This is a genomic window from Pseudomonas sp. H11T01, assembly GCF_048515765.1.
In the GTDB taxonomy this organism is placed as follows: Bacteria; Pseudomonadota; Gammaproteobacteria; order Pseudomonadales; family Pseudomonadaceae; genus Aquipseudomonas.
Map to the genome: position 1 here is coordinate 273,122 of NZ_JBLYED010000003.1, position 25,323 is coordinate 298,444.

The 25,323-nt window shown below is 57.2% G+C and carries 18 protein-coding genes; 5 read left to right on the top strand and 13 right to left on the bottom strand.

The genetic code is table 11. From position 1 onward, the window contains the following. The first annotated feature begins 21 nt into the window (after nucleotides 1–21). Nucleotides 22–2,178, top strand: coding sequence for a cytochrome-c peroxidase (locus ACN1C3_RS05705; RefSeq protein ID WP_419114818.1), 2,157 nt, complete (start codon nucleotides 22–24; stop codon nucleotides 2,176–2,178). 188 nt (nucleotides 2,179–2,366) lie between these two features. Here the strand turns inward: ACN1C3_RS05705 and ACN1C3_RS05710 are convergent, their stop codons facing one another. Continuing rightward, nucleotides 2,367–3,467, bottom strand: a complete 1,101-nt coding sequence (locus ACN1C3_RS05710) for a P1 family peptidase (protein ID WP_419114819.1) — start codon at nucleotides 3,465–3,467, stop codon at nucleotides 2,367–2,369. 9 nt (nucleotides 3,468–3,476) lie between these two features. Beyond that, nucleotides 3,477–4,841, bottom strand: coding sequence for an APC family permease (locus ACN1C3_RS05715; protein ID WP_419114820.1), 1,365 nt, complete (start codon nucleotides 4,839–4,841; stop codon nucleotides 3,477–3,479). A gap of 205 nt (nucleotides 4,842–5,046) precedes the next feature. Between ACN1C3_RS05715 and ACN1C3_RS05720 the strand changes: the two genes are divergently transcribed. Further along, nucleotides 5,047–5,850: a response regulator transcription factor gene (locus ACN1C3_RS05720; protein WP_419114821.1), complete on the top strand. Its 804-nt coding sequence runs from the start codon at nucleotides 5,047–5,049 to the stop codon at nucleotides 5,848–5,850. Nucleotides 5,851–6,002: 152 nt separating this feature from the next. Here ACN1C3_RS05720 and ACN1C3_RS05725 read toward each other — a convergent pair whose 3' ends face one another. The 4 genes from ACN1C3_RS05725 to ACN1C3_RS05740 are packed head-to-tail and all read right to left on the bottom strand — an operon-like array spanning nucleotide 6,003 to nucleotide 9,805. Then, complete coding sequence (locus ACN1C3_RS05725; protein WP_419114822.1) at nucleotides 6,003–7,097, bottom strand: polyamine ABC transporter substrate-binding protein; 1,095 nt, start codon at nucleotides 7,095–7,097, stop codon at nucleotides 6,003–6,005. Between the two features lie 60 nt (nucleotides 7,098–7,157). Beyond that, nucleotides 7,158–7,499: a cupin domain-containing protein gene (locus ACN1C3_RS05730; protein ID WP_419114823.1), complete on the bottom strand. Its 342-nt coding sequence runs from the start codon at nucleotides 7,497–7,499 to the stop codon at nucleotides 7,158–7,160. Between the two features lie 33 nt (nucleotides 7,500–7,532). Further along, the gene (locus tag ACN1C3_RS05735; RefSeq protein ID WP_419114824.1) at nucleotides 7,533–8,939 is read right to left on the bottom strand and encodes an NAD(P)/FAD-dependent oxidoreductase; all 1,407 of its coding nucleotides are present in this window, start codon (nucleotides 8,937–8,939) and stop codon (nucleotides 7,533–7,535) included. A 50-nt stretch (nucleotides 8,940–8,989) separates the two neighbouring features. Then, the gene (locus ACN1C3_RS05740; protein WP_419114825.1) at nucleotides 8,990–9,805 is read right to left on the bottom strand and encodes a helix-turn-helix domain-containing protein; all 816 of its coding nucleotides are present in this window, start codon (nucleotides 9,803–9,805) and stop codon (nucleotides 8,990–8,992) included. Between the two features lie 272 nt (nucleotides 9,806–10,077). Between ACN1C3_RS05740 and ACN1C3_RS05745 the strand changes: the two genes are divergently transcribed. Then, entirely contained in the window at nucleotides 10,078–10,350 is a 273-nt protein-coding gene (locus ACN1C3_RS05745) for a DUF1652 domain-containing protein (RefSeq protein ID WP_419114826.1), read from the top strand. A 53-nt stretch (nucleotides 10,351–10,403) separates the two neighbouring features. Here the strand turns inward: ACN1C3_RS05745 and ACN1C3_RS05750 are convergent, their stop codons facing one another. Next, nucleotides 10,404–12,878, bottom strand: coding sequence for a UvrD-helicase domain-containing protein (locus tag ACN1C3_RS05750; protein ID WP_419114827.1), 2,475 nt, complete (start codon nucleotides 12,876–12,878; stop codon nucleotides 10,404–10,406). Between the two features lie 273 nt (nucleotides 12,879–13,151). Here ACN1C3_RS05750 and ACN1C3_RS05755 point away from each other — a divergent pair, with 273 nt between their 5' ends. Then, nucleotides 13,152–13,847: a pirin family protein gene (locus ACN1C3_RS05755; protein ID WP_419114828.1), complete on the top strand. Its 696-nt coding sequence runs from the start codon at nucleotides 13,152–13,154 to the stop codon at nucleotides 13,845–13,847. A 164-nt stretch (nucleotides 13,848–14,011) separates the two neighbouring features. Here ACN1C3_RS05755 and pgm read toward each other — a convergent pair whose 3' ends face one another. The 4 genes from pgm to ACN1C3_RS05775 form a co-directional block, all read right to left on the bottom strand. After that, on the bottom strand, nucleotides 14,012–15,658 hold the full coding sequence (gene pgm, locus ACN1C3_RS05760; RefSeq protein WP_419114829.1) for a phosphoglucomutase (alpha-D-glucose-1,6-bisphosphate-dependent): 1,647 nt from the start codon (nucleotides 15,656–15,658) through the stop codon (nucleotides 14,012–14,014). Nucleotides 15,659–15,795: 137 nt separating this feature from the next. Continuing rightward, the gene (locus tag ACN1C3_RS05765; protein WP_419114830.1) at nucleotides 15,796–17,199 is read right to left on the bottom strand and encodes a PLP-dependent aminotransferase family protein; all 1,404 of its coding nucleotides are present in this window, start codon (nucleotides 17,197–17,199) and stop codon (nucleotides 15,796–15,798) included. A gap of 118 nt (nucleotides 17,200–17,317) precedes the next feature. After that, nucleotides 17,318–18,799, bottom strand: a complete 1,482-nt coding sequence (locus ACN1C3_RS05770; protein ID WP_419114831.1) for a hypothetical protein — start codon at nucleotides 18,797–18,799, stop codon at nucleotides 17,318–17,320. A 691-nt stretch (nucleotides 18,800–19,490) separates the two neighbouring features. Then, the gene (locus ACN1C3_RS05775; RefSeq protein ID WP_419114832.1) at nucleotides 19,491–20,513 is read right to left on the bottom strand and encodes a zinc-dependent alcohol dehydrogenase family protein; all 1,023 of its coding nucleotides are present in this window, start codon (nucleotides 20,511–20,513) and stop codon (nucleotides 19,491–19,493) included. 281 nt (nucleotides 20,514–20,794) lie between these two features. On the opposite strand from ACN1C3_RS05775, the gene ACN1C3_RS05780 reads away from it, so the two are divergent. Next, nucleotides 20,795–21,709 carry a LysR substrate-binding domain-containing protein gene (locus ACN1C3_RS05780; RefSeq protein ID WP_419114833.1) on the top strand — a complete coding sequence of 305 codons (915 nt, stop codon included), beginning with the start codon at nucleotides 20,795–20,797 and terminating at the stop codon, nucleotides 21,707–21,709. 209 nt (nucleotides 21,710–21,918) lie between these two features. Here ACN1C3_RS05780 and ACN1C3_RS05785 read toward each other — a convergent pair whose 3' ends face one another. Together ACN1C3_RS05785 and pgi are read right to left on the bottom strand one after the other, a co-directional pair. Further along, nucleotides 21,919–23,145 carry a maltoporin gene (locus ACN1C3_RS05785; RefSeq protein ID WP_419114834.1) on the bottom strand — a complete coding sequence of 409 codons (1,227 nt, stop codon included), beginning with the start codon at nucleotides 23,143–23,145 and terminating at the stop codon, nucleotides 21,919–21,921. Nucleotides 23,146–23,390: 245 nt separating this feature from the next. Then, nucleotides 23,391–25,055, bottom strand: a complete 1,665-nt coding sequence (pgi, locus tag ACN1C3_RS05790) for a glucose-6-phosphate isomerase (protein WP_419114835.1) — start codon at nucleotides 25,053–25,055, stop codon at nucleotides 23,391–23,393. Nucleotides 25,056–25,323: the final 268 nt, after the last annotated feature.

Sequence of the window (25,323 nt, forward strand, 5' to 3'; positions counted from 1 at the left end):
ACTGAATCGAGTAATGTCATCATGAAGAAACACTTGAACATCCTTCGAACTATCAGCTTGACCTGTGCGGTCGCGGGCGGACTGGTTGCAGTCAGTCTGCCCTACAAGAGTGCCCTCGCCGCTAAAGCGCCAGCGCCAGCAACCACTAACGCGCCACAGACAGCAACCGATTCACACAAGCTGCAGACGCTACGCGGCATGACGCCGCCCGACCCGTCGGGAACCGAGGGCGGACGCAAAGTCGATCTGATGACCGACTACGTGCAAAATCGCGCAGCGGCGATCCAATTGGGCAAGGCCCTTTTCTGGGACATGAACATCGGCAGCGATGGCAACACCGCTTGCGCGACTTGCCACTTTCACGCCGGGGCCGATCACCGGATCACCAACCAGCTCAATCCCGGCCTGAGTAACACCAATGCGAACGTCGCGTCGCTCTTCAACAAGCCGTTCGCAGCGTCCAACATTCCTGGCGACGTGGCCTCATACACAACCAAGTCCGGTGGCAAGGGCGGCCCGAACTACACGCTCAAGAAAACCGACTTTCCGACCCATGTGCTGGCTGATCCGCTCGATCACAACTCGGCGATCCTCTACTCGACCGACGATGTGACCGGCTCACAAGGTGTGTTCGACGCCAACTTCACCAAGGCGTCTCAATCGCGTTTCGACAATTGCACGCAGCTGCCGGACGGGGTCTTCCATGTGGGTGCCATGAATGTCCGTCGTAGTACCGGGCGCAACTCACCTACGGTGATCAACTCCGCCTTCAACGTGCGCAATTTTTGGGACGGCCGGGCCAACAACGTCTTCAATGGCTTCTCGCCGTTCGGCAATCGCGATCCCGATGCTGGCATCTTCGTCACCAACGATGCCGGGGTTGCGGCCAAGGTGCGGCTAGCACTCAACGATGCTGCTGCCGCCTCGCAGTCCGTGGGACCTCCCGGCAGCCCAGTCGAAATGTCCTGCGGTGGGCGCACCTTCGCGGACATCGGCCGACGCATGCTCGACAGGCCAATGCTCACCCAACAGAAGATTGCACCAACCGATTCGGTACTGGGCGCTTTCTCCGGCGCAAACCGACCCACCTACCGTGAACTGGTCCAGAAGGTCTTCCAGCCACGGCTGTGGAATGCAAAGCAGCAGGTTGCGCTGGGCGGCACGCCGTATAGCCAGATAGAGGCCAATTTCCCGCTCTTCTTCGGGCTCGCGATCCAGATGTACGAATCCACCCTGGTCTCTGATCAGGCGCCGCTGGATGACTACTTGAACGGTAATCGTCAGGCATTGAATGACCAGCAAGTCAAGGGCATGGACATTTTCACTGGCAAGGGCCATTGCGTCAAATGCCACGCTGGACCGGAATTGACGAACGCAGCCAGCCGTTTGCGGTTCCTGCCCGGTGGCCGCGTCGACCGTATTGAGATGGCTGACAACCTGACGACGCTCCATGACAGCGGCTTCTTCAACATAGGTGTGCGCCCGACTTCGGAGGACCTGGGGGCCGGCGGTACGGACCCATGGGGTAACCCGCTGTCTTTCACCCGTCAATACAACACCATGCTGCAAGGCGCAAAAGTGCCTGACCCTTTTACTGTCGACGTTTGCACATTCCAAGTGCCATTGAGCCCAGCTGTACCTTGTGACTCATCGCTCAAGCCCAAAGTCGGCTTCCGCGATTCTGTCGATGGGACCTTCAAGACACCGACGCTGCGCAACATCGCTTTGACCGGGCCGTATTTCCACAATGGCAGCCGAGCGACCCTCCAACAGGTCGTGGAGTTCTACAACCGAGGCGGCGACGAGCGCGGCAAGGATGCGAACAACACCAGCGGATTCGACCATCCCGCCGTCAATCAGCACAACGCATCGAACCTCCATCCGGATGTAAAACCCCTGAGCCTGTCCTCCACTGACATAGACGCACTGGTCAAATTCATGGAGGTCGGGTTGACCGATCCGCGGGTCGCATGGGAGCGAGCTCCATTCGATCATCCGGAGCTGTTCATTCCGCAAGGCGAACTGGGTAACGAAAACAGCGTGACCGCACAGGCGACTGATCTCTCGGGATCGACCCAGCGGGCGGCAGATGCGCAAATGGCGATTAAACCCGTCGGCGCAGAAGGTCGCACAGTCAGTCAGGGACCTTTGCAACCGTTCAACAACGACCTTCCCTGATTTGGATACAGGGTCCGAACCACTGCAACTCCCGAAGCTCAGCCAATAAAAAAAACCCGCCAAGTAGATCTTGAGCGGGCTTGGCCGCAGATTCTGAGTGCAACACCTTACTTTCCGGTACGGTGTTGCACTCAGAACCTGCGGCCATTTTTTGTTTTTGCCAGCGGCATCGCAGCTTTTGCGCTGAATTAACTTTTGCTCCATCCCGTCGAGCTTAATGCCTGCAGCAATACCTCGGCGTCGAGGGCTGGAATTAACGTGCCGCCGGCGGTACTCATGGGTTCGCCGGCCAACAGCGCGTTGATGATCGCCTCCTCCACTGCTTCGGCTGCGGCGCTGAACAACGGCGAAATATGGTCGTTGTTGAGCATCTCTAGCGGGGTGCTCTGGGGCAGGTCTTTGCGCCCATAGTCCGCGGGGGGCAGGTTTTGGTTGCCCGTGGCAAAAGCCAGGAAGATATCGCCACTGGAGTCCTCGGTACCGCCGCCGGTGCGGGCGATGCCGATCGATGCCCGTTGCGCCAGGCGCTGGCATTGATGAGGCAGCAATGGCGCATCGGTGGCCAGGATCACCACGATCGAGCCCATGCCCGGCGTGCCCTTCTCGTCAAAAGGCGACGGGATGTCCGTCAGCTTGCGCCCCACCGGATAACCATCGACCCGCAACTCCTCACGCTTGCCATGGTTGGCCTGTACCAGCGCACCGACGGTCCAGCCGCCCTGCTGCGCCGACAACTTGCGTGAGGACGTACCGATTCCGCCCTTGAACTCATGGCAGATCATCCCGGTACCACCGCCGACCGCGCCTTCCTGCACCGGGCCAGCCTCGGCATTGGTCATGGCTTCGAGCACCTGCTGCGGGCCAATGTGCTGCCCCCAGATATCGTTGAGCATGCCGTCGTAGGTTTCCATCACCACCGGCATGCACCAATACACCGAAGGGTCCGCCAGGTTGTCGTGCTCCAGCGCGACCAGCGCATCGCGCACCACGCCCACACTGTGGGTGTTGGTGATCGCCAGCGGCGTTGCCAGCAAGCCCGCTTCGCGAATCCACTCAAGGCCCGTGGCGTCACCGTTGCCGTTGAGCACATGGCAACCGGCAAAGCACGGTTGCAGTCGTGCATGGCTGGCACGCGGCTGGATCAGCGTGACGCCGGTGCGTACCTGCTTGCCATTGATCTCGGTCTTGAGGGTGCTATGCCCTACCCGCACGCCCGGTACGTCGGTGATGGCATTGAATTGGCCGGGTGTTCCCAGGCCTAGGCGAATGCCCAGTTCACGTGCACGCATAACCACTCCTTACAGTTTCTGAAAGGCCGGGCTGAACCGACCATTGGTGCAGTACAAAATCACCGACACTGCCAGCAACCCGATAACCGCCATGATGTCCTTGGCCGAAGCTTCGAGGAACAGGTCGAACAATAGATAACCCGCGCCGAGCACCGCCAGTAATGCCGGTAACGGCCACAACGGCATGCGGTAAGGATGCTGCCGATCGCGCAGTACCACCCGGCTCATCAATGCGCTCAAGGCGACAATCAGGTAGACCAGCATGATCAGCAGCACGCTGAAGGAGGTCATGTCGGCCAGGTTCGAGCTGAAACTGAGCAGCGCCGATGGAATCGCCAGAAACAGCGTGGCCAGCCACGGCGAGTCCCAACGCGGGTGAATACGGGTGAAGAGCCGGTTAACGGTGGGCGTCCAGAGGGCATCGCGGCCGCTACTGAAGACCACCCGGCCGATCTGAATCACGATCGCGACAATGGCATTGAACACCGATAGAAAAATCCCGGCACTGACCACACGGGACAGGGTTTCGTTGCCTTGACTGGTGAGCAGATAGCCGATCGGGTCGGGGCTGTTGATCATCTCGCTGAGGGAGGGTGCGCCGATCAACAATGCAGCCAGCGGCACCAATTCGATGACCACCACCAGGCCCAGGGACCAGAGCACGGCCTTGGGCACGCCATGACCGGCATCTTTCATGTCTTCGCCCAGCACCACCGCCGAGCCAAATCCGTTGTAGGAGAACAAGCCGATACCGATGGAGCCAATCACCAGAACCCAGGGTGCCAACTGCAAAGCGCCGTTCTCGACGATCTGCGGGTGCAACAAAATGCTTGCCGGTTGCGAGGCATGACCGAAGCCAACAAACACAATCACCAGCATTGCCGCGACTTCCAACAGTAGACAGCTGCCGGTGATCCAGGCGTTGAGCTTGATGTTGAGAATGCCCAGCAGGTAACTGCACACCACGATGAGCAGAGCGACGGTCTGCGAATCGAAATTCGTCCCCAACGCGTTGTTCAGATAGTTCGCGGCTCCGGTGGCGAGCACTGGCGGAATGAACAACAACGTCGCCATCACCGTCAGGAAGGTCGCATAACCGGCCATGCCGCCAAACACTCGCTTGGCGTACACGTATTCGCCGCCGGCACTGTTGTGAGCCCTGCCCAACTCGGCGTAACAGAAAGCAAACATCAGGGCCAACAAACCGGCCATGACGAAGGCTAAAAACACCCCGCTGCCGGCCTGATGAATGGCAAACGGCGCGATGACGAACACCGAACTGGCAGGCGTCACGCTCGAGACGGTAATCGTCACGACGTCGAAGACACTCAGCGTGGGTTTCAGCGCGCCGTTTGGCGCTGAGGGAGAGCTCATATCGTTATCCTCTTGGTTATTTTTAGACTGAGGCAGAAGCGAAATAAGGGACCGGGGTGCGTTCTGGGGCGCACTCGATGGGGGCTACTCTAGGCAGCGCGGCAACGGCGGCCAATTCCCCTATTGGAGTACTCCCCTTGACCTGGAAAGAAAAAAGGTTGAAACCGTGCGCCGGGTTCTGTTTTTTTAATGGGGAACAACGTACATGAGCACTCTGTTCAGGGAAGTCGGCATGCATGCCGGCCTGGGCCGCACCCTCTCGCAGATCGGCACCGAGCGCTTCTGGAAGCAGCTGGTTCTGCTGTTGCAGCAATGCTTGCCGTTCGATAACGCTCTGGCGATTTTCTATCCGCAAGACGGCCTGCCCCAGGCCCTGGAGGAATACGACGCAGAACCCTCGAGTAAACCGGCGTCGATGCTGGCCTACCTCAATGGCTTGTACCTGCTGGACCCGTTTTTTCAAGCTTGCCGTGAAGGCTACGCCAGCGGCTTGTATCGACTGGAGGAGGTAGCGCCCGATCACTTCCGGCAGAGCGAGTACTTCCTCAGCTACTTCCACGACAACGTGCTGGAGGATGAGGTGCAGTTCATTCTGCAGATTCCAGGGGCTGGAACGCTGTCACTGTCGTTGGGCATGCGGCGCTTGTTCAGCGCCGATGAAGTCGGCCAGTTGACCACCCTCGCTGCCTGGGTGCTGCCACTGATGCAGCAGCACTGGCAACAGAGCAATCAGCGCACGCAGGCACCGGCACAGGATGAAATGGCCAGCCAGATCCGCGATGCCCTGAGCCATTTCGGCTGCGGGGTGCTCTCGGACCGCGAACTGGAAATCGCCCGGCTGATCTTGCGCGGGTTCTCCTCCAAAGCCATGGCTGAGCGCCTGAAGATCTCGCCGGACACCATCAAGGTCCACCGCCGGCATCTGTACGCCAAGCTGGATATCTCATCGCAACCAGAGCTGTTTTCGTTGTTTATTCAGTCGCTGGGGCATGACTTGGAAAATCCGTAAGCGTGATGGCCCCTTCGCGGGCAAGCCCGCTCCCACATGATCTGCGCCGGAGCGCGATGGTGTGATCGACCCATGACCTGTGGGAGCGTGCTTGCCCGCGAAGACGGTCTATACCAGTCATCATCGCCATTTAGCCAAGCAGAATCGTCGCCTCAACTCCCCGTCCGGATCTTGTTCCACAGCCGTGTGCGGATCCGGTCGATGTTCAGCGGCATGGCTTCCAGGGCGAACAACTTGTTCATCATTTCCGGACTTGGGTAGACCTTGGTGTCGTTCTTGATGGCCGGATCGATCAGGCCGTCAGCCTGTTCGTTGCCGTTGGCGTAGTGCACGTAGTTGCTGATGCTGGCCATGACGTCCGGGCGCAGCAGGTCGTTCATAAAGGCGTAACCGGCCTTTTCATCCGGGGCGTCGGCGGGCATGGCGACCATGTCGAACCAGATCGCTGCGCCTTCTTTGGGAATCGAGTAACCGATGTCCACACCGTTGTTGGCTTCTTTGGCGCGGCTTTCGGCTTGCAGGATGTCACCGGAGAAGCCCACGGCCACGCAGATATCGCCGTTGGCCAGGTCGCTGGTGTATTTGGATGAGTGGAAATAGCTGACATACGGCCGGACTTTCATCAGCAGCGCTTCAGCTTTCTTGTAATCCGCCGGGTCTTGGCTGTGGTGTGGCAGACCGAGGTAGTTCAGCGCCGCCGGCAGCAATTCCGGGCCGTTGTCGAGGATCGCCACGCCGCACTTCTGGAGCTTTTTCATGTTCTCGGGTTTGAAGATCAAATCCCAGGAGTCCACCGGTGCGCTGTCACCCAGTACCGCTTTGACCTTGGCAATGTTGTAGCCGATCCCGGTGCTGCCCCATAGGTACGGGAAACCGTGTTCGTTGCCCGGGTCGTTGGTTTGCAGGGCCTTGAGCAATACCGGATTGAGGTTCTTCCAGTTCGGCAACTGGCTCTTGTCGAGTTTCTTGAGTGCCCCGCCCTGAATCTGTCGAGCCATGAAATGGTTGGACGGGAACACCACGTCATACCCGGATTTGCCGGTCATCAGCTTGCCGTCGAGGGTTTCGTTGCTGTCATAGACGTCATAGGTGAAGGCAATGCCGGTTTCTTTCTGGAAATTCTTCATCGTGTCCGGCGCGATGTAGTCCGACCAGTTGTAGATCTTGACGGTCTCGGCCGCCTGACTAAGTGAAGCGAGGAGCATCAACGGAGCTAACTTCAACGAAGCGGTGGTCATGCGGATCATGATTCGATTCCTGATTATGTGAGGCTGTTTTTATTGGCAGGTTTTCGGCTGATCAGAGGATCAAAAAATCAAAACGTAAGTCTTGCGCACGGTTTCCTGGATATCCCAGATCCCGGTGCTGTTGGCGGGCAACATCAGTGCGTCGCCCGCTTCTATTTGTAAGGTTTCACCGTGGTCCGGGGTGAAGGTGCAGCGCCCCTGGATGAAGTGACAGAACTCTTGGGCGACGATCTGCCGTCGCCAGCGACCGGGCGTGCATTCCCAGATGCCGGTTTCAACGCCATCGTTGCGTTCGACGCTCGTGGTCGAAGTCACCGCGACCGGCGTACCTAATGGCACGGCCACCGGGGCTGACTCTTCCAGCGTGACGTTCAGCGTGTTTTTGAATTGCGTGATGCTCATGATGGTCCCTACAGGTGGATGATCGGCGAACCGTTACTGCATAAAGCCTTCCATGAAGCCCGCCACACGACAGGCGAGCTTGCGCCGCCAGGGCGCGGTCGCCGGATTGGCCAGGGTTTGGTCTTCATGGACGAAGCTGCGAATGATCGCGTTGTAACCGAGCCAGCGGCAGGGTTCCGGCTCCCAGGCTTTGAGCGCATTGAGACCGCCCTGCTGAATCACCCAGGGTTGGCGCACCAGCGCGGTATCGCGCTCCAGGATCAGGTCGGCCAGCGTCCGACCGCCTAGATTGCTCGCACCTACGCCCTCGCCGCCGTAACCGCCAGACAAGGCGATGCCGTTGCTGCGATCGCAGAGCATGTGCGGCTTGAAGCGCCGGGACATCCCCAGATTGCCGCCCCAGGCGTGGGTGATCTTGACGTTCTTGAGCTGCGGGAAGAGTTCGCCGAACAGGTAGCGTCGCAATTCGACTTCGCGGGTTGTAAGGTCAAAGTTGTGGCGCAGTTTTCCGGCGAACTGATAACCGCCGCGAGCGCCGAATACCAGACGATTGTCGGCCGTGCGCTGGCCGTAGGTGACTTGTCGGCTGCTTTCGCCGAAAGCCTGACCCTGACTCAAGCCGATCTCTTCCCAGGTCGCCGCGGACAGTGGCTCGGTGGCCACCAGCAAACTCTGTACCGGCAGTTGATAACGCCCCAGCGGCGCCAGCGTCAACGCATAACCCTCCACTGCGGGCACGATCCAGCGACTGCGAACCTGCGCCTTGGCGGTGCGTAAACTGCCGGACTGCCAGTCGGTGACCGGGCTGTTTTCGAAGATCTTTACCCCCATGCGCTCGACAGTCCGGGCCAGGCCACGCACCAGTTTGGCCGGCTGGATCGTTGCACAATGGGGTGCATAGATAGCGCCATAAGGTTTGGCGACGCGGATCTGCTGCGCCAGTTGCTCGGGGCTGAGCCAGCGGTAGTCCGCTTCGTTCAGGCCCTGGCTGTAGAGTTTGTCCAAATAGCGGCGCAGACTGGTCTCCTGCTCGGGGTAACGCGCCGCGCAATACAACACGCCGCCCTTGCGGTAATCACAGGTGATGCCTTCGCGTTCGAGGACGATCGCCACTTCATCAGGGATACCATGCAGCAAATCAAACGAAGCGCGACGCTGCTCGACAGGTAGGTCGGCGAGCAAACGATCCTCACCCAACAGGTTGCCCATCAGCCAACCGCCATTACGCCCGGACGCACCGAAGCCTGCGGTCTGTGCCTCAACGATGGCGATGTTCAAATCGGGTGCCAGGCGTTTGAGGTAGTACGCCGTCCACAACCCCGTATAGCCGGCGCCGATGATCGCCACGTCGACATCCAGGTCCTGCTCCAGCGACGGCCGTGCAATCAAGGGCTCTTCGAGCTGATCCATCCACAAACTGATAGTGCGCCATGCCGGCATGCAAAACTCCGCAACCCAAAACTAGATGGCTGCGATCCTAGTGCCTGGGTTCAGACGCTGTCTTGCGCGCGTGCACGCAAAGAAATGTGTTTGGCATAGGCTTTGGGCGACATGCCTGTGTGCTGGCGGAAACAGCTATAGAACGCCGACAAAGAATTGAAGCCGGCGGCGAACGCCAGTTCGTCGACCCGCAGCGGGGGCGTTGCTTTGTCCAGTGCCGCCAACACGTGCTGAAGGCGAGCCTGGTTGACGTAGCGATAGAAGCTTTGCCCCAGCACCTGGTTGAGCAAGTAGGAGATCTGATTGCGGCTGTAACCGCACTCCTTCGCCACCCGCTGAAGATCGAGCTCGGGGTCCAGATAAGGTTGCTGACGCTCGAAATACTGCTGCAGGTCCTGCGCCATAAAGCTCAACTGTCGCGGCGAAAGCCCTAGCCGACTAACCGCCGGGCGCAGGCTGTTAGCGGTCTTGCTGGACGGCTGCTCATGCACCAGCGAGGCGTATTCGTTGACCTGCCAAATCAGCCCGTCACGCACGGTGATCGCTTCGCTGGCGCGGAACGACACCAGCCCCTGGCCACCGCGCAAGGTCACGCGGTACTGAATGAACGCGGTATTGCCATCCAAACGGATACGGTCAGAGTGCTCAAGGGCTTCATCCGGATCGCGCGGCATGCTGCTGCGCACGTATTCACGCAACTCATCCAGACCGAAAACGCGGTTCTGAAAGAAGTCGTTGTACTGGATGTCCGGGTGGTAGAGCGCCATGACGCCATCGAGGTCACGGTGCTTCCAGCACAGGTGATAGCGCAGAACAGTTTCGCCGGTGGCCTGGGTTTGCTGCGGGCCATCATCATTGGCAGGCATAGAACACTCGATGATAGAAAAACAGAGCTTGCCGAACTTCGGGCCGCGCTTCAATGGCCAATTCATGGCCCTAAACAATGGCCCTTTGCCTAATGAACAGTGGGACATGTCCTACATCAACGCTTTTCAAGTAATCGCCAAACGGTTTGAAAAAATCCTTATACCTAGTGCAGGGAGTGCTATTTTTAAGCACTACACAGGTTGGGCCAGTGACGGCTCTTCCGTTCCTACCGCGAGCTAAGGAAGCGCTCAACGAACAAGGTGGGCAACACATGAATCAAGTCTTTTCCAAGGTCACCTTTCCCAACGCCTGCCAGCTCATGCGCTGGCATTTTCATCCAATGGGCTTTGAGGCCAGCATGGATGCACCCGGCAGCATGATTGCCCGGTTGTTCGACCGCGCCAGCGGCGAAACCATGATCGCCATAGCCGGTATCCCTTGTAAAACAGTGATGAACGCTGCCGACGTCGAACGAATAATCGAAGCGGTAGAATATGAGTTCGAATCCTTTATCCCACCCATGGCTTTAAGAAGTTTTGGTTAATCATTGAAATCTCAACAAAAAGCCCACATTTGTGGGCTTTTTGTTGTCTGCGGTCAGGCCTGACCCTTCATCCCCCGCTGATCGGCGAAAAATGGCTTGTCCTTCGCGATCCGGTCAGAAGCCTTGGGGACGTTGGCCGCCTGCACATCCTGAGCATCGACATACCAGTAACAATGTTTAACTGCCCGGGTAATGCCGACATACGCCAGGCGCAGGATTTCGTCTTTCTGGGCGCTGTCATACGGCTCGGCATCGCCATCCTTGGCCAGCCCGGCCATTCGATAGACCTGGTTCTTGTAAGGTGAACTGGTCAGATGCTGACAATCGCCCAACAGAAACACCGCGTCAGCCTGTAGGCCTTTGGAACTGTGATAGGTCAGCTGCTTGAGTCGTCGATCCTCAACAGGCAACCTCGAATCCACATTAACTACTGACTTAATATGCTCTTCTATCAATAACTTATCGCTACTTTTTCGAAACAACATCAAGATCGAATCACCGTTTTGGTAATGTTCGATCAAGCGCTTGGCCAGCGCTGGGTCATCCCGATCCATGATGTTCACCGGCAGCAAATCTTTGGGCGCACCGCTGGCCTTGGCCTTTTTCCCGGCAATCGCGGGAGCGGCACGGACAATGTGCTCTGCCGCATCAATGATGTGCTGATGGCTGCGATAGTTGTCGCTGAGCATGACCCGCGTGGTGCTCGGTGACGGGAATTCCTTGTTGAATTCCATGAAATATTTCGGAGAGCTGCCGCGCCAGCCATAGATCGATTGCCAGTCATCACCGACGCACAGCAGCGATGAACGTTGCGCACCCCGACCGACATGCATGGCCGGGCCACGACTGCGGATCTCCCGCAGGCTGGCGCGAATCCAGGAAACGATCTGCGGCGAAACATCCTGAAATTCGTCGATCATCAAGTGCGACAACGGTCTCAGCAGCTCATCGCTGAGCAACTTGAAGTTTTCCGGCGAATGCTCACTGAACAAGGCGAACATGCGGTTATACGTCATGATCGGCGGCGATTGGTCGAGCAAATGATCTTCCAGCGCTCGCCAGAAAAGGCTCAGGGTTTCAAAGAAGTAGCGATCCGGATCGTCCTTGGCAAAGCTCATCTGCCCCACGGCTGCGGGCACATCCAGCCCCAGGTTTTCGATAAAACTGGCCGCTGCGACAAAACAATCCAGCAGCGGCGCGGAACTCAGCTCACCTTTGACCTTGTAATCGAAGCCCGGCCCGGCGCTGGCATCCCCCGCCAAAGACGATAAAACACGTCTCGCCGACTCATAACTATCAAGCCAAATCAAAGGCTTACGACAGAAAGCTTGAAACAAGGTGCGCTTTACCGCCCACTCCGCGCGGACCGACAGCTTGGCTCCGGGCCGGCTGATCTGTGCATTCTCACGGGGATCGAAGCCCAGGACGACCCAGGCATCCAGCTCGGCAATATAGCCGTGGCAATGGAAGGACGAGCCGTTGATCTCGAACGTCTGGCGGCTGGGTTCAATGCCCTTGATCGGCCAGGCACCGGCGCGAAACCACAGGTCTTCGATCGTGTCGCAGAGTTCTTCATCACGCTTGGCGGCAAGCTCGGTCACCGCCATGCGCTTTTGCACATCAGGGTGATCACGCTCCAGCTCCTTGAGCTGCAAGGCGTGCCGGGACAGCGGCTTGATCAGTTCGCGAAAACGCTCATCACGGGTATGCAACGCGTGATAACAGGCATTCAGTTGCTGGCGCTGGGTGTCATTGATCCGCAGATCGAATGGATTGCTGTCAGCCCCTTCATCGCCCGGCAGCGATCGGGCATTGAGGTTCTCGAAAGCCTGCAACTGATCGAAGCCCGGCAGGCTGCGGACCATGGGCAGAATTCGCGAGTGGAAGGTTCGTACCACGTCGCGAGCCTCTTTAAGGCTCAGCGTGCGCCCCCAGATGGCGAACATTTCTATCAGCTTATTGATGAAGTCTTTGCGCGACTCACGGGTGAATGTCACCACGGTCAATGAACTCAGTTCAAAACCCAGGTAATGGGTCAGCAACAGAATGCGCAGCACCAGCGATGTCGACTTGCCCGCCCCCGCACCGGCAATCACCGAGGTCGAAGGTGTGTCGCTGAAGATCATCTTCCACTGCGCTGCGCTGGGCTGCGCCTGTGCTGGCAGCAACCGGCTCACATCGGCCTTGATGCGCTTCTTTAACTCGGCAGTGAGCGGCAGACGCCAGTCATCGAACACGTTGTCATCGATACCCGGCGCCCGGTGTTCGGTGCAGCGCGTGTCGCGAATCAGCAGCACCTGTCGACCTTCCTCGATGCCCTCCAGCTTGCCTTCTTTATAGCCGTAATCCACGCCGGCGCTGTGCCCGCTGCGAAAGCCATCAGCCTGGCCATGCAGCCAGGACGCACGGTGCTGGGCGCGCAAGCGAGTAAGGCCATGACCGAAGAACCTGGCGGCCAGGCGCTTGAGCAGCGGCATGTCGGCCAAAGGCTTAAGCTCGGGGGGAAGATCGGGGGTGTGTCGCGGCACGCTGACTCCAGGGTGTGAGGCTGTTGGGGCTATGGTCGCTTCATTTGCCGGCGACTTCTAGTGAAATGCTTATTCGTCATTGGGTTAAGCGATGAACTGAAAGCTGAGAGGGAGAATTTCAACGTCAAACCAATCTATTAATTAGATTGATTTGAGGCGTTTTTTCCGCTTTTTATCGATATTGGCTTATTGGATGATGCTCGCCATCAACCACAGGTTTAGTTCTGCGGCTCAAGTGTTCAGCCATATGACAAACCTTTACAGGAGACGATCATGCATGAACTCAGACCCTTCAAATCCCTGGGCGGCGCTCACCATGGCTGGTTGGATGCCCATCACCACTTTTCGTTCGCCGAGTACCATGACCCCAAACGCATGAACTGGGGCAACCTGCGAGTGTGGAACGATGACGTGATTGCGGCCGGTACCGGGTTCCCGAAACACCCGCACCGTGACATGGAAATCATCACCTACGTTCGTGAAGGCGCAATTACCCACGAAGATAACCTGGGTAACAAGGGCCGTACCGAAGCCGGTGACGTGCAGGTGATGAGTGCAGGTACCGGGATTGCCCACAGTGAGTACAACCTGGAATCGACCGCGACCAAGATCTTTCAGATCTGGATCATCCCGAATGAGGCCGGCTCGGCGCCCTCCTGGGGTGCCAAGCCGTTTCCCAAAGGGCAGCGCGAAGGTTTCGTCACCCTGGCCAGCGGCAAGGCCGGCGACGACGAAAGCCTGCGTATTCGCGCCGATGCACGGCTGGTGGCGGCCAATCTGAAAGCCGGCGAGTCCGCGGAATATCATCTGGACGATGGCCGTCGGGCGTATCTGGTACCGGCTACCGGAGTCATTGAAGTCAATGGCTTGCGCGCACAAGCTCGAGACGGCATTGCGGTGGAACATGAGCACGTGCTGCGAGTGACTGCAATCGAGGACAGTGAGATCGTGCTGGTGGATCTGGCTTGATCCGGTAAATGCCGGACAAAAAAAGGGGCGACCGTTTGGTCGCCCCTTTTTTGTTTGAGCTGGAATCTATATTGACTGTACCGCCGCCTTCGCGGGCAAGCCCGCTCCCACAAGGACATCACTGTACCCTGTGGGAGCGGGCTTGCCCGCGAAGGGGCCCTCAATCACTTCGCAGAAATTGCCCCATCCACCAATGTCTGAGCTTCTGCTACCAACTGCTTGAGATGCTCGTCACCGATGAAGCTTTCTGCGTAGATCTTGTAGATGTCTTCGGTGCCCGAAGGGCGTGCCGCGAACCAGCCGTTCTCGGTCATGACCTTCAAGCCGCCGATGGCCTGATCGTTGCCCGGCGCATGGCTGAGAATGCTCTGGATCGCTTCTCCGGCCAATTGGGTCGACTTGACCTGATCCGGCGACAGCTTGCTGAGCAAGGCTTTCTGCTCGGGGTTGGCCTTGGCGTCGACGCGCACCGAGAAGGGTTCACCCAATTCATCGGTCAACGCACGGTAGATCTGGCTTGGATCGCGGCCGGTACGCGCCGTCATTTCCGCCGCCAACAGCGCTGGAATCAAACCGTCCTTGTCGGTGCTCCAGACGCTGCCGTCCTTGCGCAGGAACGAGGCACCGGCGCTTTCCTCACCACCAAAGCCCAGCGAACCGTCGAACAAGCCATCGGCGAACCATTTGAAGCCCACCGGCACTTCATACAGTCGGCGACCCAGTCGCTTGGCAACCCGATCGATCAAGCCGCTGCTGACCACGGTCTTGCCCACGGCCGCATCAGCACGCCAATGCGGACGGTTCTGGAACAGGTAATCGATGGACACCGCCAGATAGTTATTCGGCGCCAGCAAGCCGCCCGACGGCGTCACGATACCGTGGCGGTCGTGGTCCGGGTCACAGGCGAAGGCCACGTCGAAGCGCTCTTTCAGGCCTATCAAGCCTTGCATGGCGTAGGTGGAAGACGGGTCCATGCGGATCTGACCATCCCAATCCACGGACATGAAGCGGAACGTCGGATCAACCTGGGTGTTGACCACGTCCAGATCCAGACGGTAATGCTCGGCAATCGCCGACCAGTAACGCACCCCTGCTCCACCCAACGGGTCTACGCCCAGACGCAGCTTGGCGCCACGAATGGCGTCCATGTCGATCACATTGATCAGATCGGCAACGTAGGTGTTGAGGTAGTCGTGACGATGGGTAGTGCTGGCCTTCAGCGCCTGCTCGTAGCTGATGCGTTTCACGCCGGCGAGTTTGTTGGTCAGCAGTTCATTGGCCTTGGCTTCGATCCACTTGGTGATGTGGGTATCGGCGGGCCCGCCATTGGTTGGGTTGTATTTGTAGCCGCCACTTTGTGGTGGATTGTGCGACGGCGTGATGACGATGCCATCTGCAAGGCCCGAGGTGCGGCCGCGGTTATAGCAAAGAATGGCGTGGGAAATCGCCGGCGTCGGGGTGTATTCGTCGCCTTCAGCGATCATCACCGTCACGCCGTTTGCCGCGAGCACTTCCAGCGCGCTGGCTCCGGCAGGAGTCGACAGCGCATGGGTGTCGATGCCGACAAACAGCGGACCGTCGATGCCTTGAGCTTCGCGATACAGGCAAATGGCCTGGCTGATAGCCAGAACATGCCATTCATTGAAGCTCAGCTCGAAGGAGCTGCCACGGTGTCCCGACGTGCCAAAAGCCACACGCTGGGTGGAGACTGCTGCATCAGGTTGGCCGGTGTAATAGGCCGTTACCAGTCGCGGGATATCGACCAAGAGTTCTGCCGGTGCCGGTTTGCCCGCAAAAGGACTGATTGTCATGCATAACCTCTGGAAAGGATGATTCAGGGATAGAAACGCAGTTTACTGGCAGTTTGGCCACTGTGCGACGTTATCTATCCTATCTTGACCGCGGCAAAACTTATCTATCCCGTCGCCCGAAGATGTTTGTCAGCACCCTAGTCGAGCAGTTCCAGCCTCAAGGCATCCGCCAGACAGCACAGCGCTGCCTCCAGATCGTGATGACCGCTGAAGGTATGACTCAATCTCAGGCTCTGAGGGTGAAGCCCGTGAATACTGAACAGTTCGCCAGGGGCGACGACGATCCGTTGTTTAAGCAGGCGCTGGAACACACGACGTAAATCCACCGGTCGTAACGAGCGCATCCAGACAGTGGCGCCACCGACGGGCACGATGAATTGCAGTGTGTCACCCAGACGCTCCTGCAGCAGCTGCGTCATGTGCTGCATGCGCTCTTTCAGCAGGCGGCGCAGCACCTGTAGATGCTGATCGAGGCGGCCACTGGTATACAAACGGGCAATGGCCTTCTGGCGGATCGGCGACAAACGAAAAGAGCGCAAGAGAAAATGCCGCTGCAGTTCGGCACTCAAGTGACGTGAAAGCACATACCCATACGGCGCTTCCGGGCCGATGACTTTTTCGAAGGTAGAAAACACAATCAACCGGTCAGCGTTGACCAGATCACGAAAGCGCCATTCGCCGGGCTCAAAAGCCAGCTCGCCGTAAATGTCGTTCTCCAGCACCCAGCAATCGTGCTGCTCCAGCAATTGCGCCACACATCGTTTTTCGCTGGCTGGCATCAGGCTGCCCATCGGCATGCTGATACCGGAGGACAGCAAGACAAGCTGCACCGTTTCGGTCGCGAGCAAATCTGCAAGCGCATCAAGGTCCAGGCAGCCGCTGTCTTGCAGTGGCAACTCGATCACCTGTACGCCGGCTGCCTGGAGCAAGCGCAGAATGCCCCAATCACAGGGCGATTCCACCAACACCGTAGCACCCTTGAGTCCCAGTACCGTGATGAGGATTTCCAGGACACCACGCAGGTCCGCGCCAATGTAGACATCATCGGCATGCCAGTAGCGTACAGGTGAAGAGGTGTAGCGGGCCGCCAGCGCGGTGCGCAGTTCCAGCTCGCCGCAAGGCTGCGACAGCGACTGAAGCTGACGCGGATATTGGCGTACCAATTCCCGCTCCAGCAGCAATAGAGGACTATCCAGAGACAGTAACAGCGCCGGTTCGTCGCTGCTCAAGACCAGCATGTCCGGGCGTCTGGCACTGACGTAGACGGTTTCAAGCAGATCATTGCCACTGCTGTAGAAACTGCTGGAAGACACCGGCAATGCATAGTAGCCAGACTTGGCGACCGAATAGACCCGTCCCTCCTTCTCCAGCAGTGAATAGGCATACTGAATCGTCGAGATAGAGACATTCAGCCGGTCCGCCAACTGTCGCAAAGAAGGCAGCTTGACGCGGGCATCGTCGGTCCCCACCTCGCTGATCAGGCTGGTCAGATAACGGTACACCGCCTGATACGCGAAATCGGTTTGTCTGACTCCTTTCATGAGGGATGACCGGCCCGTGTGGCCCGTATAGAGTCACCGGACACCCACCGGCGCCTTTCGATACCCTGCACGTGCGAACGTGGAAACACTTTCTTCGAACCTATCAACTCAAACCCCTTCAGCGTCCCGCTGATTCTTCGCTCACCACGCCACCGCTATCGTGGATGAGGAGTCCTTCACGGCGTTGATCAGAATCGTCAACGTCAAACGATGCGTCGTCATCAACATCCACCTGACGCCTGCTGTAAAGCTTGCCAAGCAAGCTGATGGACAGGCCGCTGACGTCGACCATCCATTGCATGACCTGCTCCGGTGCCGACTGTGTCTGCAGCGCTTTATGCAACTCGGGCATGGCCACCAGCATGCCGGGGTGACAACGACGCAGGAAGCACTCAAGACCAGCACCCTCGTTGACAAAGGGCGCGAACAGCAGACAAACCAGTTGTGTCTCGGTCAGGCCCAGGGTTTGCTGGGCGTACGCGTTCGCCAGAGCGCGACGTTCCTCAACCCTTTGCGGGCTGATGTAGGCATGAAGCGCTTGCTCTACACATTTCTCGGGCAGGCTCTTCTTGCGCATCATGACCGAGACCCATTGCAAGTATTCTGCAACCCCCTCGCTATAACTCAGGCCGCGTACAAACTGAGCTTGCAAGCCCTGCATATGAGCCAGTAACAAAGGACTGGCGTATTCGCTTTCGCCGACGCAAGAAGTGAATTGATCGAGCTGGAACCCGAGAAACTCGCTGAGCAATGGCCAACGCTCCTCCTGGTGGCTACCGACCAAATCATGCAGGCCAACGTATGACACCGGCCTGCGCGCTTCCCAACCCGCGATGCCGAGGTTTTCCTGGTCATCGTCAGCACATAGCTCGCGATAATAATCCTGCCCGAATTCGTCCAGCGTCCTGAACAGGTCCTCGACGTCGAGTGAGCGGGTTCCCTGCGCCGACAACCCGATCCTTCGCGCGGCACTTATGAAACAAGACAGGTACTGTCTTTGCTCGCGGGGGGAGTCGCTGTTGACCAGCGTATCGACGCCACCGTCCCAGCGAGTGATCACCCCGTAGAAGTCACCCATCGATAGATGAAAGTCATCGCGAAACGCTGAGCGCTTTTTGCTCTGCGAAAGGTGGCCGCTCATCAGCAGGTTTCGGCGATTACGCTCACGCCCCACGGGGGAGATTGGCTTCAGATGATCAAAGGGCAGAACATTACGTTCATCGAGCATCAATACCTCCACCCGTGGATCGTCATAAACAAACAAAGCACCGTAACTGCGATGGACATTGGCCATGGCTGCCGGGCTCATCCAGGCATGGCGCGGGGTAGCGATCCGCAGGTTGAACGTCGCCGGGGCTCTGCTGGCGATGCTCAACTGAGCGGCGCGCAAGAACGCCAACGTATAGCTGCTGTCTCTGCTGCCCGCATGGACCACCAGCACCTTGTACTCACCGATGCGCTCAATTCCCCCGGCAGCAATGACGAGGCGCTGGATAAAAAGTTGCAATGCCGTCCGCTCTGCCCGGGAGAAATACCCCAGCAAGCGATGCAATACTTGCTGATAAACATAGTTCATTGCTTGATCGTGAATAGCGCTCATCGTCGTCACACCTGAAATGTAGAGTCAGTATTAGGCAGGCCATCGCGGGCCCTGCCCCACCTGCTATTTTTGGAGAAGTAATATCGCCCATCATCGCAGGCATCAGTTACCAAATATTAACACCCTGATGAAGTATCAGAATTATTCCGCGCAAGACGAAAACTGCCTAGGACTGTTCCTACGACGTCCCACAAACAATGAGTACACGAAACAAAGAAGGTGCACACAAGCAGTATTGGTCACAACTAATCGAACGCACCCCTTTTCTCGCAAATGGCGCGCACCGCCCTGCACAGCAGGGGCTCTATGGAGGATTACAATGCAGGGATTGAGCACCCCATTAACTTCAACCATGACTCATTCCTTGAGATGAAAGTAATCATCCAATTATCAAGGCTTATATAACGATTGGAAGATACAGATCCGGACAAAAAACCAGTTCAGTTGCTGAACGCTTGGATTATCGGGTCTTGCGGGGCATATAAGTTCAACAGCGCGCAGACCGGATTAGCGACGAACACCGGTTTACTCCAGCGCATGAGAATAGGAACCTCTCAATAAATATGACGGGGCGCGTGAGAACTAACAGGAGAGAGAAAGAGTACAGACTTCAGCGAAGTTTAGTGAGTGCGGGGTCATTCATGTTGGCCAAAACGCCAGAGCCCATTGAAACTGACTCTGGCGAAAACGATCAAGCAGGTTCGATCTGGAGGGCAACCCGCTCGCGACATGGGCATTCGTCCATGTAACGGTGGGCCTCGACAAATTGATTGAACGGGAAGACCCGGGTCTTGAGCGGCAGCAGAACACGATCGGCGGTCAGCTGATTGATGTCGCGCAACGCTCGTTGCAACGCCACCTGATCCTGAATGATGCCCAGCTCCGGTTTACCGGTGAAGTTACCGATGCAATGCACAAAGAACTGAATGTTCTTCTGGAACGCCGCACACGCTGGGAACGGTGTCTGGTTGCCGCCTTGCAGGCCATACAACACCAGGCTACCGCGAGGCGCCAGCACATCCCCGAGCAGCGACATTTGCGGCCCGCCGAGACCATCGAATACCACGTCTACACCGCGATTGTCGGTGTACTTGTTGATCTGCATCAGCAGATCCTGTTCTTCGGTAACGATGACCTTCTCGGCACCAAGCGACAGCAGGTAATCACGCTCATCGGCGGTTTTGGTCGCGGCAATCACCCGCACGCCCAGCGCTTTACCCAACTGCACAAAGGATGGCCCGGCACAGTGGCTGGCATCGGTCACCAAGGCAAATTGACCCGGCTTGACCCGCGCCAGATCGACGTAGCCAAAGTAGGCGACCAGCAGCGGCGTGTAATGCACGCTGGCTTCGATCGGGCTAAGTACGTCAGGGTAATGGGTCAACGCCGAGCGTGGCAGAACGATCTGCTCGCCGTAGACCGGGTATTCATTCGGGCTTTGCGCCGGGAAGCTGGCGACCTTGTCACCCACCACCAGGTCATCCACGCCTTCTCCGACTGCCGTCACCACGCCGGCCATTTCATGGCCAAGACCCGAAGGCAGACGAGCATGGGACGACGCCAGGTTCTGACGCCAGAGAACGTCGTACCAACTGATGCCGATCGCCTCGACACGCACCTGCACTTCGCCCGGTGCAGGCAACGTTGCCGCATGCTCTTCGCATTTGAGCACCTCGGCTGGACCAAACTTGTGAAAACGGATCGTGCGGGACATCGCAAACCTCGTCAAAGTAACCTCTAATGCCATGAACTCTATCTGGGCTTTCAAGCCAAGACCATCAGTGGCTATTAATAGTCGACATGCCTGTCATTGATTCCGCAACTCCTGCTACAACGTCAAAATCCGTAAAAAACCGAACCAGCGTTGTAGGAAAACTGAATTAGCCGGTGCAGAGTACCAGCCTTTCCCCGTAAGATTCATGCCGGCCATTGTTCTCATATGGCCGCCATCGTCAAGCTTGCTGACTCTCCTTGCTGATTTTGCCAGGACACAAGATGAACCGTAATGACCTGCGTCGTGTCGACCTGAACCTGTTGATCGTGTTCGAAACATTGATGCATGAACGCAGCGTAACCCGTGCCGCGGAAAAACTGTTCCTCGGCCAACCGGCCATTAGCGCAGCGTTGTCACGCCTGCGCGGGCTGTTCGACGACCCGTTGTTCGTGCGCACTGGCCGCAGTATGGAACCTTCAGCCCGGGCAGTGGAAATCTTCGCCCTGCTCTCGCCCGCTCTGGACTCGATTTCCACTGCGGTGAGCCGCGCCTCGGAGTTCGACCCGGCGACCAGCACGGCGGTGTTCCGTATCGGTCTGTCGGACGATGTCGAGTTCGCCCTGCTGCCGATGTTGCTCAAACGCCTGCGCGCCGAAGCGCCGGGCATCGTGCTCGTGGTGCGGCGAGTCAACTACATATTAATGCCGGGGCTGCTGGCATCTGGCGAGATCTCGATTGGCGTCAGCTACACCACTGATCTGCCGGCCAATGCCAAGCGCAAAGTCTTGCGCCGCAGCCTGCCGAAATTACTGCGTGCAGACAGCATGCCCGGTGCCCTGAGCCTGGATGACTTCTGCGCCCGCCCCCATGCACTGGTGTCATTTGCCGGTGACCTGAGCGGGTTTATCGATGAAGAGCTGGAGACCCTCGGCCGCAAGCGCCATGTGGTGCTCGCCGTTCCACAGTTCAACGGCTTGGGCACGCTACTGGCGGGCACCGACATCGTCGCCATGGTGCCGGACTATACGGCCGATGCCCTGACCGCCGCTGGCGGTGTACGCGCCGAAGAACCGCCGCTGCCGGTGCGCAGTTTCGAACTGCACATGGCCTGGCGCGGCTCTCAGGATAATGATCCGGGCGAGCGTTGGTTGCGGTCCAGGATTCAGATGTTTTTTGGGGATCCGGACAGTCTCTGAGAAGTTGTCGCCTGCTCCGGCGAGCCCCTCATGGGTACATCACCGGTGACAGCGGCAATTTCCGCTAACAACGGAAGGCTGACTCGCTCACTCCCTCTCGCGGTTCACCGCTCCCATCCTGTTTGAGAAGAAGCGGTAGATTGCCCTCGCTATCCGACAGTTGTTGAAGCAGATCCAGGCTGATTGTCAGGCACTGGCATTTCAGGAGTTTATTTCCACCAATACTCGACCTGAACCCCTACGTTGGAGCCTTGCAGGTCTGTACCAAACGCACCGGTATCAGACAGGGCCGATCCCGGAGATTGCAAGCTGGCGGCGCGTTGCGCAGCCTTGTTCCAGGTTGCGTAGGTGTAATACAGACGAACGTCCGGCCTGTCCCAGAATCCCGGGCCCTTCGGTGACCAGGTAGGCGCGATGGTGTACTTAGTGAGTTTTCGGGTACCGTCTGCAGCTTCAACCTGGTCGCGCCCAACTTCGGTGATCAACTTGAACTGATCCGTGAACGCATAAATTGGCCGAACACCAATGGACAACCAGTTCTGATTATCACCTTCAGGGCGCGTGTCTTTTTGATAGACCAGGTCAACCTGACCGCTGAAAGCGTGGGTCACTTGCCAGTCGAAAAACTCCACAAGCCGCCAGCTCTTGTTGCTCTCATCCAACGTGGGATCACCGGTGTAGCCCAATGCGGTGCCCGGCCCTCGGCCGTATTGAACAGCGAACTTGTTGACTCCGCCCAGAAATGCGACCTGCTTGTGCTGGGCAATCACCGACCAGCCCTGATGAGCATCCTCGCGGCTTGGCTTGTCCAGATAGCTGACGCCCAACTGCACCTCGCCACCGGGATTTGTGTTGAATCCGCTGACAGTCACATCATGACGGGTGACAAAATCCTTTTGGAAGACGTTGTCCTTGCGTGAGAGCACGTAGCTGTATTTTAGATCTCCCAACGCGACCTGGTCGAACCCAAAGCCTGTTGAGCTTTGGTTCCAGTAGAAGTAGTCGGAAATATTGATGTCGTTTCGGTTGTAGTAACGACGGCCCGCCCAGAACGAGCCACCATTCAATGCCGGCATCTTGCTCCACTCTGCGTAGAGCTGACTCATCCGCGTATAGCCGTGCTCCCCGTCAAATTTTGGGTCATGGCCATACTCGTTATAAAACTGTGCCATGCCTTCCACGCTGACCACCGAACCGTCGTCTAGTGAAAGCAGATCCTGACGCAAATCCAGCTCCAGATACTGCTCACATTCGTTGCCAAGGCGGTATTTGGATTGCGCGCCAGGTAGCTGAAAACACGACTGCTTCCCTCCTTGAGTCGAATCCCCTACTCCGGTTCTGAAATAACCACTGAAGTCTGTTGAATACGCGTCAACGGGCAGAAAGCCGACAGCAAAGGACGCACCCAGAACTGCGCTGAGAGTTTTAACGTTCATTCATAACACCTTTGGTTTGTTATATTTATTGGACAAGGCCGATAACGCGAACAGCACGCTTTTGATCCAAGTACGCAGCTAACTCCACGCACCGGTCCCCCGAAGGGAAATACCCAGTTAAATCGAATAAAAAAGGCGCCGTATTACCTGAACCAAAAGCATGAGAAAAATCCAGGCATTGCCAGTGCAAAGTGACCACGGTGAGCTAACGATAAGGCGTTAGTCCCGCCCAATCTTATGAGGCTCTAACCCCGATGACGTCCTCGGAAGAAATCTATAAGACCCTGCGTCGAGGAATCATCAGCCGGTTGCGCGTCATAGCGAGTCAGGAGGCTATAGACGCTGTTGCCTAGCTCCTTGCCCAACTCCACGCCCCATTGATCAAACGAATTGACTCCCCAAATTACGCCCTGGACAAAGACCTTGTGCTCATAAAGGGCGATCAGCGCACCAAGGCTATGTGGATTGATGATCTCAAGAGCAACTGTATTGCTTGGCCGGTTACCCGGGATCACCTTATGCGGCGCCAGTCGTTCAATCTCACTGGATGAAAGGCCTTTGGCTTCTAGCTCTGCCTCAGCTTCACTGCGGGTTTTGCCTCGCATCAGCGCTTGGCTTTGAGACAAGCAATTGGCGTACAGCCATTCCTGATGATCAGCCACTGGGTTGTGGCTGACCACAGGCACAATAAAGTCAGCTGGAATCAGAGGTGTCCCCTGATGCAGCAACTGGTGGTAAGCGTGCTGTCCGTTACACCCCACGCCGCCCCAGATTACTGGGCCAGTGGTGTAGGAAACTGACGTGCCGTCATGACGAACACTTTTGCCATTGGACTCCATGTCCATCTGCTGCAGATGCTTCACGAAGTTGCGCAGGTTATGGTCATAGGGCAAGAACGCATAGCTTTGCGCACCCCAAAAGTTGTGATACCAAACGCCGAGTACCGCTAAAAGAACAGGAAGGTTCTGTTCCAATGGTTCGTTCAGGAAATGTTGATCCATAGCGTACGCGCCGGATAGTAGTTCCTTGAAGTTAGCTATGCCAATGGCCAGAGCAATCGGCAGGCCAATGGCAGACCATAGTGAGTAACGGCCCCCGACCCAGTCCCACATAGGAAAAATATTTACTTCTCGGATGCCGAAATCCAACGCAGCTTGGCGATTACTTGTCACTGCAATGAAGTGGCGATATAGCTTCTCTTCCGTCCCGCCCTTCGCCAAGTACCAGCTACGAGCAGCTTGCGCGTTCTTCAAGGTTTCAAGAGTGCCGAAAGTTTTGCTGGAGATGATGAACAGCGTTGTTTCTACGTTGAGCTTGGCTGTAATCTCTCGGAATTCATTGCCGTCGATGTTAGCTAGATAATGGCAACGCACCCCATGCCGAGCGAAAGGCGTGAGTGCCTCAGAGACAAGCTCCGGGCCCAGAAATGAGCCACCAATACCAATGTTTACGACATCCGTGATGACCTTATCGTTGTAACCACGCCACAGATGGCTATGGATACGACCCACAACGTCAGTCATCTGTGCCAGGGCTCCATGCACATCGCGCATCAAGTTGCGACCATCGACCATCAAAGGTTCCCCCACTGGTCGCCGCAACGCGGTATGCAGCACAGGACGCCCCTCGGAACCGTTGATTTTCTCTCCCCTGAACATGGCGTGCGCTGCCTGTTCCACGCCAGCCTCGCGAGCAAGGTTTACAAGCAATGAGCGCGTCTCGTGAGTGATCAGGTTTTTGGAGTAATCCAGAAAAAGCCCGCAGCCCGCCAAGGAAAAGTCTTGAAAGCGTTTACTGTCATCTCGAAAGGCATCGCGCATACTAAAATTCTTCATACTCTCCCGATGGTCGAGCAGATTGCGCCATGCCGGCAGTGCAGTTACATCATTCGTTTTGTTGTAGTTATTCAAGCTCAGCCCCTCTTCGCCAATACGGCTTCTGCCGTCTCAATCGACTTTTGTCTTGCCATTCAAATTTGGGCGTTTTGTAATTCTGCACACGCAGAAGCGCCATCACAGAAATACGTTCTGCGGTGTGTAGTTACAACCAATTATCGGACTTCGTTCCGCGAGGTCAGTATTCTCCATCGCGATCAAAATAAATCTCTATCTCTTTAACGAAATCATTGAAACCTGAAGAAAACAAAACCGTAAGCCGGTCGCTCAAGAAAAAAATACT